General features: G+C 49.2%; 13 protein-coding genes. All 13 read left to right on the top strand.

Features of this window, described 5'->3' with window-relative positions; genetic code table 11:
* Window positions 1–43: 43 nt before the first annotated feature.
* The 13 genes from KDM87_RS14405 to KDM87_RS14345 all read left to right on the top strand — a co-directional run bounded on the left by KDM87_RS14405 (window position 44) and on the right by KDM87_RS14345 (window position 11,849).
* On the top strand, window positions 44–1,123 hold the full coding sequence (locus KDM87_RS14405) for a phage head morphogenesis protein (RefSeq protein ID WP_230407797.1): 1,080 nt from the start codon (window positions 44–46) through the stop codon (window positions 1,121–1,123).
* A gap of 121 nt (window positions 1,124–1,244) precedes the next feature.
* Window positions 1,245–1,781 carry a phage virion morphogenesis protein gene (locus KDM87_RS14400; RefSeq protein WP_212679725.1) on the top strand — a complete coding sequence of 179 codons (537 nt, stop codon included), beginning with the start codon at window positions 1,245–1,247 and terminating at the stop codon, window positions 1,779–1,781.
* A gap of 233 nt (window positions 1,782–2,014) precedes the next feature.
* Window positions 2,015–3,115 (top strand): phage protease, encoded by a 1,101-nt coding sequence (locus tag KDM87_RS14395; protein ID WP_212679724.1) that lies wholly within the window; start codon window positions 2,015–2,017, stop codon window positions 3,113–3,115.
* A 72-nt stretch (window positions 3,116–3,187) separates the two neighbouring features.
* On the top strand, window positions 3,188–3,607 hold the full coding sequence (locus tag KDM87_RS14390; protein WP_212679723.1) for a hypothetical protein: 420 nt from the start codon (window positions 3,188–3,190) through the stop codon (window positions 3,605–3,607).
* Window positions 3,608–3,673: 66 nt separating this feature from the next.
* Complete coding sequence (locus KDM87_RS14385; RefSeq protein ID WP_212679722.1) at window positions 3,674–4,567, top strand: Mu-like prophage major head subunit gpT family protein; 894 nt, start codon at window positions 3,674–3,676, stop codon at window positions 4,565–4,567.
* A gap of 83 nt (window positions 4,568–4,650) precedes the next feature.
* The gene (locus KDM87_RS14380) at window positions 4,651–4,893 is read left to right on the top strand and encodes a hypothetical protein (protein WP_212679721.1); all 243 of its coding nucleotides are present in this window, start codon (window positions 4,651–4,653) and stop codon (window positions 4,891–4,893) included.
* Window positions 4,894–4,910: 17 nt separating this feature from the next.
* Window positions 4,911–5,327, top strand: a complete 417-nt coding sequence (locus KDM87_RS14375) for a gp436 family protein (protein WP_212679720.1) — start codon at window positions 4,911–4,913, stop codon at window positions 5,325–5,327.
* Window positions 5,324–5,782 (top strand): phage tail terminator protein, encoded by a 459-nt coding sequence (locus tag KDM87_RS14370; protein ID WP_212679719.1) that lies wholly within the window; start codon window positions 5,324–5,326, stop codon window positions 5,780–5,782. The genes KDM87_RS14375 and KDM87_RS14370 overlap by 4 nt, the downstream gene beginning before the upstream one ends.
* Window positions 5,779–5,955, top strand: coding sequence for a DUF7210 family protein (locus KDM87_RS14365; protein WP_212679718.1), 177 nt, complete (start codon window positions 5,779–5,781; stop codon window positions 5,953–5,955). Before KDM87_RS14370 ends, KDM87_RS14365 begins: the two co-directional genes overlap by 4 nt.
* A gap of 47 nt (window positions 5,956–6,002) precedes the next feature.
* Window positions 6,003–6,758, top strand: a complete 756-nt coding sequence (locus KDM87_RS14360) for a phage tail tube protein (protein ID WP_212679717.1) — start codon at window positions 6,003–6,005, stop codon at window positions 6,756–6,758.
* A 104-nt stretch (window positions 6,759–6,862) separates the two neighbouring features.
* A complete protein-coding gene (locus tag KDM87_RS14355) occupies window positions 6,863–7,351 on the top strand; it encodes a hypothetical protein (RefSeq protein ID WP_212679716.1) in 489 nt (162 codons plus the stop codon).
* A 149-nt stretch (window positions 7,352–7,500) separates the two neighbouring features.
* Window positions 7,501–11,451 (top strand): hypothetical protein, encoded by a 3,951-nt coding sequence (locus KDM87_RS14350; protein ID WP_212679715.1) that lies wholly within the window; start codon window positions 7,501–7,503, stop codon window positions 11,449–11,451.
* Complete coding sequence (locus KDM87_RS14345; protein ID WP_212679714.1) at window positions 11,448–11,849, top strand: hypothetical protein; 402 nt, start codon at window positions 11,448–11,450, stop codon at window positions 11,847–11,849. Before KDM87_RS14350 ends, KDM87_RS14345 begins: the two co-directional genes overlap by 4 nt.

The following is an 11,849-nucleotide window of genomic DNA, read 5'->3' as shown; positions in this document are numbered from 1 at the left end:
CTACGAAGCACTGCCACCTTGGAATAAGCCGTTTGCAGAGCAATTGGCTTTTTTTAAACGCAAACTGAATCTGCCGAGTGAAGCGTGGGATGACATCATGCGCCAGGCGCACGATAAGGCGTTTATGGTTGCCGGTGCGCAAAGTGCCGATTTGTTGGTAGACCTACGAGGCGCAATCACCAAAGCGATTGAATCTGGCACAGGCATAGAAGCATTCAGAAAAGACTTTAAGCAGATCGTCGCCAAACATGGTTGGACGGGTTGGACTGGTGAAGAATCGGCAGCACGTACCGCATGGCGGACCAAAGTGATCTACCAAACCAATATGTCCACCAGTTACGCCGCTGGCCGCTGGCAGCAGTTGAATGATCCGGAACTGTTAAAAGCCATGCCGTACTGGCAGTACAAGCATAGCGACAGCGTGGTTTATCCCCGACCGCTGCATCAAAGCTGGGACGGTTTAACGCTACCACCAGATCATTCATTCTGGAAACAACACTATCCGCCCAATGGCTGGGGCTGTCAGTGCCGTGTCATTCCAGTAACCAAAGCAGCATTTATGCGTGCCGTCGCCAATGGTCGTGGCCCTGCCAATGCGCCGCCAGCTGGAGACACTGAAGGCATCGATGTCGGGTTTGAGTATGCACCAGGAGAGTCATCTGCAACGCAACTTTTGCGAGTACAGCGTAACAAGTTAGAAAACTGGGATAGGGAAATTGCTAAAGAGAATGTGCAGTATCTGATTCGCAGCAACTTATTTAAGCGCTTCTTTAACGGAGAAATCAAAGGAGAATTCCCGTTTGCTGTGTTAAGTAAAGCAGATCAGGATTTAATTCAATCAGACAATGCGACGGTACTTATTTCTGATGTCTCAATTGCAGATCATATTGCTAAACATCCAGAAATAACGCTGGATGATTATCTGAAGGTTCAACAGATTATCGATAGCGAAGAGACGGAAATTTATAAACAAGGCGATACACGGTTGATGTACTTATACTTTAATGACGTTCAGTACAGGGCGGTATTGAAGCGAACCAACGACAAGTTAAAGAATTATTTTTTAACGTTGTTCAGGAATGACAGAAAACAAGTTCCTGTTAATGCTGTACGTGTTAAATAAAGGTGGGGTAACTGATCCACGGTTGGCTACCCGTATTAGCTCATCATGCTTGCGCAAGGCTAAGTCAGCCTGACGATCATTCACCCTTAATAGACAATATAGCACAAATAATAGGCAAGTCATGTTAGAAATCACCTACAACGACGGCAATATCCAAACGATGCTAAAACGCATCATGGCAGCGGCTGGCAACACCGAGCCAGCGATGCGAGCCATTGGTGAAGTCGTTACGGAGATAAGCAAGCGCAGCTTTGACAATTCTGCTTCGCCTGATGGCACACCGTGGGCCGCGAACAGCGAAGCCACGATACTGCAGTATCTAGAAAAGATAGGTGGAAACTATAAAAAAGATGGAACACTGTCAAAGAAAGGGCAAACTCGCGCAATCAATAAACGGCCACTGATCGGACAGTCCAGAGACTTACAACGACAATTCAGTTACGTCGCTACAGCTGATTCCGTGACGATTAGCAACAGCATGGTCTATGCAGCGATGCAGCAGTTTGGTGGGACGAAGCAGCAGTTTCCACATTTATGGGGAAATATCCCTGCGCGGCCTTTTATGCCCGTTGCAACAGATGGCAGTATGATGCAACAAGCCGAGGCTGAAATTGTTCAGGTCATGCAAGACTATCTGGACGATATTATCAGCGGATAATCAATCATAAAATCAGCGCCGCCACGCCATTTAATTTGCCATGCATATAGATTCGGGCATCGTTCAATGATTGATAGCGTTAAATAGGCGTTAAATTACCTGCAAAGCGCATAGTCTGATGATGATCTGATTCGCCAGATCAGATTTACGCATATTACTGGTGCCAGAAGCATCACGACCCCACTGAAGTGCATCCACTCGTTGCCACCTGATTTAGTCGGCAAAGTGATGGCATGCCTAATCCATCTACCCATATCGCTATCGCTGCACTGTCGTTTGAGTTATCAACTGATAGCTCGGCAGGTTTGCAGCTGACGCCATCCGGTGCCTTTCGCGCCAGGGATGGTCGCCCGACTGACGTAGCTGCCTGGTTCATTAACGCAGATGTCGCCGCCAGAGTAATCCAACTCGCTTCATCCGCAGCCAATAGCCTGGTCATCGACTATGAACATCAGACGCTGAATGCCGAAGCCAATGGCCAGCCAGCGCCCGCTGCTGGCTGGTTTAAAAACATGGAATGGCGCGAAGGTGTTGGCTTGTTTGCTATCAACGTCGAATGGACAGAGAAAGCCAAAGCGTTCATTGCCGCTAAAGAATACAAATACATCAGCCCGGTTTTCTCTTACAGCAAAACCACGGGTGAAGTCATCAAGATGCTGCATGTCGCATTAACCAATACGCCAGCGCTGGACGGCATGCAAGCAGTTGCGCTGAAAAATCTCGAAACCTCCCTGCAACTACCTAACGAGGAAACTATGAATCCTGTATTGAAAGCCTTACTGGCCAAACTCGGCCTGCCAGAAACAACTTCTGAAACCGACGCCATGACTGCAGTCACTGCACTCAAAGCTAAAGCTGATCAGATCGATGCCAAAGATGCAGAGATCGTGGGTTTGAAAGCAAAGGCTGACCAGCTGACCGCAAAAGATGCCGAGATCGTCTCCCTCAAAGCAGCCAACGCTACCAATGCAGGTAATCCAGACCCTGCCAAATTTGTACCGATTGAAGCGATGACGGCGATGCAGAGTCAGATCGCTGCACTGACCGCAAAGTTCCAGAATGGTGAAGTCAATGACGTGGTCACGGTAGCATTAAAAGAAGGTCGCCTCCTGCCAGCACAAGAATCCTGGGCGCGTGAATTGGGTAATAAAGACTTGGCGTCGCTGAAAGCCTTCGTTGCCAGTGCACCAGCCATCGCCGCGTTAAAACAAACGCAGACGCAAGGCAAAGCGCCTGTGAGTGATCCTGATGCCGAGCTGAGTGATGAGCAAATCGCTATCTGTAAATCCCTCGGTTTATCTAAAGAAGACTACAAAAAATCATTGGCTGAATAAGCAACCGACGAAGCGACTGTTTCAAACGCGGACGCACAGTAGTTTTTATTTCTATCAATAAAGGAGTTTCCCATGACAGCAGCAATGTCAGACCGCAATACCGTCCGTCGCGATGGCTCGGTATATGAGCACCCAGTAAAGGCTGGTGCAAAAATTTACGGCGGCACCATCGTCGCTATCGACCCTGCCAATAATCTGGCCATTGCAGGCAAAACTGCTGTCGGTCTCAAGGCAGCTGGCGTAGCACAGGCATTCACCGATAACACCGCCGGTGCAGATGGTGATATCCGGGTGCGTGTTTTCCGTGGCCCTGAAAACGTCTATCGCTTTTCTAATTCCGGTGGTGCTGACCTGATCACCCTGGGCGATATCCAGTCCGACTGCTACATCGTTGACGACTCTACTGTCGCTAAGACCAGCGGTACGAACACACGTTCCGTCGCCGGGAAAATCCGCGATGTCGACGTCGGTGGCGTCTGGGTCGAGTTCTAAGACGAATTGATTTAACGCGGTTTCACGCATTCAGTTCATTACAAACAAACCATATCGGAGTGATCCATGATTATTACTCAAGGCAATTTAAATGCGCTGTTTCAGGCATACAAGCTGATTTTTCAGCAAACGTTCAATAACACCCAGATCGACTGGGACAAGATCGCCATGATGGTGCCATCGTCAACGGCGAAAGAGGTCTATCCTTGGCTGGGTCAAAACACCCGTTTCCGTCAGTGGATCGGTGACCGTGTCGTCCAAAACCTGATGACGCATGATTTTTCAATCAAGAACCTGTCCTGGGAAAACACGGTAGGCGTTCCCAAGGAAACGATTGAAGACGACACCTACGGCCTGTTCAAGCCATTGTTTGCGCAACTGGCACAAGATGCCAAGCAACACCCAGACGAAATGATTTTTACATTGTTGGCGCAAGGCTTCGCGTCCTTATGCTACGACAATCAGTATTTCTTCGATACCGATCATCCAGTGTTAAATGCAGATGGCTCCACGTCTTCGGTATCCAACTTCGGCGGTGGTTCTGGTGCAGCATGGTATTTGCTCGATACCAGCAAAGTCGTTAAACCGATCATCTACCAGGTGCGCAAGGATTACAACTTTGTCGCCATGGATAAAGAAACGGACGACAACGTCTTTAACGCTAAAGAGTACATCTACGGAGTGGACGCCCGCAGCAATGTTGGCTTTGGTTTGTGGCAGCTGGCGTATGCATCCAAACAGGAATTAACGCCAGCGACATACGGTGCAGCGCGTGCAGCCATGATGTCTTTGAAAGGTGACAACGGCAAACCGCTTGGCGTACGCCCAACCACGCTGGTGGTACCGCCAAATCTGGAAGGCACTGCTCTGCAGATCCTGCAGGCTGAGAAAAACGCCAACGGTTCAAGCAACATTTACCAAAACACCGCGCAGATTCTCTGCACCCCTTGGCTCTCCTAAGCCGCTAGCTGTATCCGGGTGAAGCCCAGCGCTTCACCCACTACGAGTTGTTATCGCCACCTTTATTGATCAGGAGTTTTCAAATGGCAAAAATCAAAGTTCTGCGCGTCGTAGCCAAGTCCGGCTCGTTTCGTCGCGCCGGTTATCAATTCACTTCTGACCCCACAGATATTCCGCTGGATGGGATTAAAAAAGAAGTGCGCGACGCGATCCAGGGCGAATCAGCGCTGGTGAGCTATGAAGCGGAAGTCGACGAAGTGGTCAGTACTGAAACCGACGACACGCAAAACAACGCAAAGAAACCAGCATCCTCCGGTAAAAAATAAGCGGAAGCCCCTGAGCCATGATGTATTGCACTAAAAATGACATGATCACGACCTTCGGTGAACCTGAGCTTATCCAGGTCACTGATCGTGCAAATACCGGGGTGATTGACGATGCAGTATTAAATACCGCAATCACAACGGCACAAGCAGAGATCAACATCTGGCTCGAGGGGCGCTACCCACTACCGTTGTCTTCTGTTCCTGAGGTGTTGCGCCGGATCGCGATGGATATCACCCGCTATTACCTTTGTGGCGATGTCAACAACGATCATCCTGTTGCACGTCGCTATGCTGAGCAAACAAAACTATTACGCTCGATCAGTCGAGGCCAGGCATCGCTAGGCCTCGATAGCGCAGGCGTGAAAACGACAGCGGTCGACACCGTGCAGATCAGTCAGGGGCGTAACGATTTTGGCGACAGGAGCAGATGGTGATTGATTCTACTGATTATCTGCAACTGGAAGACGTACTGGTTGATCGCCTGAAAACCGACATGACTGGCTTACGTGCCGTTATGACCGCCACAGACTTGGCCAGTGTCCAGGATGCTCGGCAAGTCGCACCAGCAGCGCATGTGATTTATATCGGTGACCAGATCGGTGAAGGCAGTCAGAGTCAGGGCAGCACGGGCGCATCCCAGGTCGTGACACAACACTGGATGGTAGTGCTGGTCGTTAAATTTGCAGGAACACCGACGACCGGAAAAGGCAATCGCAAGATCGCAGGACCACTGATCACTCAGTTGCTGAAATCGCTCAGTGGATGGCAACCACCGAACAAGAGTTTTTCAACACTACGTCGTATCAACGCGCCCAAAGTCGGCTATGACAACGGCTTTGCCTATTATCCATTCGCCTTTAAAACAACCTTTGTGATAGGAAAATCATGAGCAATCAAAACGTCAAACTGAAAAAAGAACATACGCACGAAGGCGTTAAATACAAAGTCGACAGTGTATTGAGCGTCTCCCAGGCAGATGCCGACTGGCTGGTCGATAACAAAATTGCTGATCTGCAGGCTGATCAGGTACCGGAAACCAAGCGCGAAGGTAAGAAAGCGTAATTCGGCTTTTTTACAGCAGCACTCAGTAACTCAACACAGGAGTCAACATGACACAGTATTTTTTAGGGCAAGGCAAAGTGTATATCGCATCCCGCGACGCGGCAGGAAAGCCGAAAGCGCAGCGCTGGCTGGGCGATGTCTCTGCAGCTAAACTCGGTCTGAAGGTAACCAAGGCCGAGCAAAAAGAATCATATTCGGGTCAACGATCTACCGTTAAAAGTATCGTTATCGGAAAAGAAGCGACGCTGGATCTGACGCTCTTAGAAATCAGCAAAGAAAATCTGTCTCTGGCATTGTCTGGTAAATCGACTATCCTTGCCAGCGGGTCAGTCACCGGAGAAGCCTTGCCTCTTGAACTCGTTGCAGGTGATCGTGTATCGCTGAAATATCCGAAGGTATCGACCGTCGTCATCACTGATTCAGCAGCTACACCAGCGACGCTGGATACTGCCAAATATGATGTAGATACTGATTTCGGTACCATCACGTTTAAAGATATAACTGGTGTGACGCAGCCGTTAAAGGCCGCCTATACACATGCCGCATTGGCGAGCGTATCGATGTTCACTAAACAGCTTGAGGACATATTTATTCGTTACGAAGGCATTAATCTTGGCGAGGATGGCGTGCCTGTTGTGCTTGAACTCTATAAAGTTAATCCAGAGCCGCTGAAAGACTTTGCTCTGATCACTGATAAGTTTGCAGACATGGCGATCTCATCCTCTGTCTTGATTGACTCCAGCAAACCAGCTGACGGCGAACTCGGCCAGTTTGGACGGATCATCCAAGTCGCACAAACATAAACGCGCCTACATATACTCATCCCACTGAAGCCCCTCAACTGGGGCTTTTTTTATGCGCTCCGTACACTGGGTGACATCCATTCAGCGATACACCAGGAGCGAAGATGTCAACGACACCCACCCAGCAAGAATCTACTGATGACTTGCAAAAAGTCATTCCACAGAAGAATGTCATCGTTATTAACGGTGAAGAAATTCACATCCAGCAATTCAAAATCGGCAAATTGCCCTTAGTGTTAGACGCTGTGCAGCCGATGGCGCACATGCTGCTGAACCGCGATAAGAACTCTCCATTAGATATCAGCAGCATGCTGATGCTGTACTCGGATGATTGTCTGAAGCTCATGGCCGTGCTAGCTGACAGACCGCGTGCCTGGATCGATCAACTGGATATCGACGATGCCGTTGCACTACTGACGATGCTATTAGAGGTCAATCTGGATTTTTTCGTCCAACGCGTCTTGCCAAAACTGATCGAAGCGTTAAACACAACAGGCAAGACGATCAAAGAAAACACACTGCTGACCAGCATGCTTGGTCGGATAAATTCCAGCAACTCATCAGTGCCGGGCACCGCTACGACGACATCCTGAACTACACCTGGTCGCAATTCATTGCGTTTGCCGATGCTACTGACCGGCTGGCGACCAGGAAAAGTAAAGAGTCGCTTCTGTTCATGCTGATTGCCAATCGCGGTACAGAAGACGGTGTTAAACAAGTCTTGAACAATCTGGAAGATTAAATGCCATCTGTACTTGAACTCAAGATCAAGAGCTTTGTTGAAGGGCTGGAAAACGTCACCGCTCTCGCTAAAGAGCTTGGTCAGGTCGGGGAATCTGCGCAGGCGGCAGGCAAAAGTGCGTCAGCTGGCAAAGCCGGATTCACCGAGCTGCGAACTGAAGCCGATGCCTATAAAACGATAGGTGTTCGCTCATTCGCAGAGGTTCGGGCGGAAATTGCCAAGGTCACGGCAGCACATCAGCAACTGACGAATGCAGGGACATTATCTGCAAAAGAGCAGCAATCCGTCACCGATGCCACCAGGACGAAATTAGCCGGACTCAATGCCGAGTTGCGCGGTATCGCTGAAAAGAACACGGATGCGGCCGGAAGTGGCGACGTACTCAATAAAGCGCTCGGCCTCATGGGGCCGCAGGCAGCTGCAGTATCGACTGGATTGAGTTTTGTGAAGGATAACGTCGGCGCATTGATCGGAGCATTTACAGCGCTGGCTGTCGCTTATGGATTGAAAGAGTCCGCAGAGTATGCCGCCCGCACCGAGACACTCGGCATCACAATGAACGTTGTCGCCAAAAACGCAGGCTACGGCGCAGAAGAGATAGGGAAATACGAAAAAGAGGTCAAAGGCTTAGGCATTACGACCCAGGGCACCCGCGAATCCATTACCCAAATGATCCAGGCTGGGTTAGAGATCGGGCCGACTGCTGAAGGTCAGGTATCTCAGGTGGCCAAACTGGCACGGGCTGCACAGGATCTGGCTGTGGTTACCGGTGAAAACTCATCAGCGACATTGACACGACTGATCACCAACATATCGCAACTCGATACAGTCGGCCTGCGGTACATGGGTTTAACGGTCAATGTTGAGGCCGCAGAACAGCAATTCGCTATTTCAATCGGTAAAACGGTTGACCAACTGACACAGAAGCAAAAAGCGCAAGCAGTGATGGATGAATCATTGCGACAAGCCGAGAAGTTGAATGGCGCGTATGAAGCCTCAATGGATTCCGTCGGTAAAAAAGTTCAGTCATTGAAGCGTTACCAAGAAGAGTTGGCTAACGATATCGGCTCAAAACTACTTCCTGCGTATGGAGCATTAGTTGATTCAGCCACCAACTTCCTGAAAGTGGCCGATACAACAGCTCAGGGCATTGACCGATCTGGTGCAGCGTCACGTTTATTTGCTGAGGGTGTGACGACGTTTGGCTCATCTATGGGGAATGCACTTAATACAGTGCTAAGCATGATTGGTGAAATTTACCCCACTCTGTCTGCGCTGGGTAAAGGGTTTCTGGATTTACTTGGTTACATCATCAACGTGGCCACTGAGATTTTAACGCTCGGTCATTACACCGATGAAGCCGGTAACAAATTTACAGTGCTTGGCCAAACAATCAAATTGCTGATCGGCACGGTTGCGTTAGTGCTGGCCGGATTAAAAGATGGCATCGACATTATCACAGCGACGATCTTCGGTCTTGGCGGCGCTGCTATCGATATCGTTGGGAAAATCATTTCTGCGTTCGGCAAGATGGTTTCCTACATCAATAAAGATTGGGGTAAAACGATCCAGGGCGTGGGCGATAGTCTGCAAGAGACTGGTAAAAATATGATCGGCTTCGCAGACACGACGGTGGATCAATTCGCCCGTGGCGAAAGTGCTGTTGGTAAATACAGAAAATCCTTACGTGAAGCAGAGCTGTACACACAACAGTTAAAGCAAGTGACTGACTTCAGTAAAGCCGAAGCAGAAGTGTTAAAAATGGCCGAAGCCGTCAGAAAAAACGGCTCCTATACCAAAGACTTCGCTGATCAATCTGAAATTCTCAATGGCAAGTTAAAGGATATGCAGGCCGCTGGCCAACTCAGTACAGCGCAACTGGGGCAACTGCAAGCCAAATTACAGCGGCTGGCCAGTGATGATGCTGCCAACTTTACCAAGGCAATCAATGATGCAGGTTTGAAACTAGTCGAGCTGGCTGGTCAGGATCGCCTTGCACCCTTAAATAAAGAATTTGACGTTGCAAAAGCCAGCGTCATTGCCCTGGGCAGCAGCACGAAAACGACGGCATCAGTCATGAGCGATGCATTTTCAAAAGGCATTGATGCCGCCAAGACACTAGCCGAACTCAAGCAGATCGGTGATTCGCTGGGAGACGTTAAAAAAGTCACCGGTGACATTAAGCCTGCGCTGATCGAAGCAGGCATCAAATTTGATGAGCTGTTTGAGAAATCCTTAAAAGTCGCAAAGACAGATAAAGACTATGCAGACCTGATCGCGGAAGTGCAGCGCCTGGGAAAAGCTGGCGTGATCTCTGGCGATGCAATGTCACGCGCATTGCGTGAAATAGAAGAAAAAGCCAATGGCGCTGAGGCGGCGCTGTCGCGCTTGGCAAAACGGGCAGCAGAGATCGCCAGGTCAGAAGTCGATCTTGCACGTTCCCACCTGGATATGATCAAAGCGCAAGCAGATTTAGGCAGAGCCTCACTGGATGTGATGGTAAAGCAGATAAGTTACGCGAAAGAAGGGACAGCATTAGCAAAAGAAGAATTGAAGCTGGCACAGCTCAATAAAGACTTAGCTACTGAAAAAGCTAGGGAAGCCAAGGCGACATACGATGTCGCCATCGCATCGCATAAGTTGCTGATTTCGTTGCAGCAAAAGTTGAATGCTGAAAAAGAGTTGGAATTGCAAATTGGCAAAGAAGGCGCTGAAGAGGCAAAGCAAAAAGCGCAAGCACTGGCTGACCAAGTTAGAGAATCAGAGAACTCAGTCAACTGGGCGCGTCAAGCGCTATCAGAACAACAAAAAATAACACTCAGTGTCGAAGAGCAAGTAGTTCAGCAAAAGCTGGTTGTCGATACCGTGAAAGTCGCTTCTGAGCAGGCCAAGGATCTGGCAAAAAATACAGGTGATGTTTCAAACGGCGCACGTACGGCATCAGATGCAATTAAACCATTAGTTACATCATTGAACGATGCGAATAAATCAGCAGACGAACTGACAAAAAAGTTTGCTGGTATGACTGAAGAACAAAAGAGGGCTGCTGCAGCAGCGGCTGAATTTGCTGCCCAAGCGAAGCGAACAGAGCAAGCTCTGCAGGGAGTTCGTGCAGCGCAAGACAGATTAGATTCCGCACAAGGTGTATCGAAGGGAGTAACGACTGTCGGAGGAAATGGGCGCGAAACAGGTGGTGTCGATGGTGTCAGAGATGTTGAGCCGTACGAATCGGTATCACAACGGAATAACCGGATTACAAGTGAGACGCAGGCTCAACAAAGCAAAAATGACGCAATTAATCACACTGCAGGCGTAACAGATAACGATATTGCCACCTTGCTTTGGGACTCTGACCACGGCGTCAATATCCCCGTCAATGCGGAAAACCTGAAACGCGCACAAACAGCGTATGAAGCAGCCTCTGCCAACTTGCAGATGTACCAGATGAATTCCGGTGTTTTTTCCAACGCTGGTGCCGATTCAATCATGCGTGCATATAACCGCGCCAGAGTGTTATTAGACAAGATGCAAGGTGGTGGTCTCAATGATGGCAGTGGTGGTACTGGTGGCTTCGGTGGCGGTACTCGCTATGGCTTTGGCATGAAAATCATCGGGTCACATAAAACAGGGTTAGATCGTGTCCCATATGACGGTTATGTCGCGGAGCTGCATGAAGACGAAAAAGTCCTGACAGCAAAAGAGGCAGATCAATATCGCCGCGCCCCTTCTGTTTCTGATTTATCCCGGCAGTTGATTCAGCAAATCAGCAGCACAAGTATTTCGCCCAGGATATCAGAGCAGATGGTTGCGAAAGGATCGACCACCCCGACTAAAACAATTCAAGTCAACTTCACGGACGGTAACGGTAAGCATATTCCGATGACGACAGAGGCTGGGAACGAGCAAGCGTTTCTGGATTTACTGAAAAAAGCCAAAGGGGTTGCATCATGATCCTGAAAAATTTAACGGCCAATGAAAGTTTAACGCTGTCGCACGACATGCGATGGATAGATGAACACTCCTGGTCGCCAGTCTCATCAAGCAAAGAGTACAGCTTAACAGGTGCGCTGATTATTGATAACGCAGTACGCCAAGCAGGACGGCCAATCACGTTACAACCGCCCAGCGCCGAGATGGCATGGATTACCAGAGCAACCGTTGAAAAGTTGCATACATGGGCAGCAATTCCGGGATTGCAATTGCGACTGACATTAGATGATGAACGGGTATTTAACGTCGTTTTTCGACACGATGAGCCGCCTGCATTAGAGGCAACGCCGGTAACGGAAATGGCGAGCTATGACATGGATAGTTGGTGGGTAGTGAATTTAAAGATGATGGAAATTTAA

Source organism: Cognatundibacterium rivi (assembly GCF_018139565.1).
Taxonomy (GTDB): domain Bacteria; phylum Pseudomonadota; class Gammaproteobacteria; order Burkholderiales; family Burkholderiaceae_D; genus Undibacterium; species Undibacterium rivi.
Note: the sequence above shows the minus strand (reverse complement) of the source record. Positions and strands in the feature narration are given on the sequence as shown.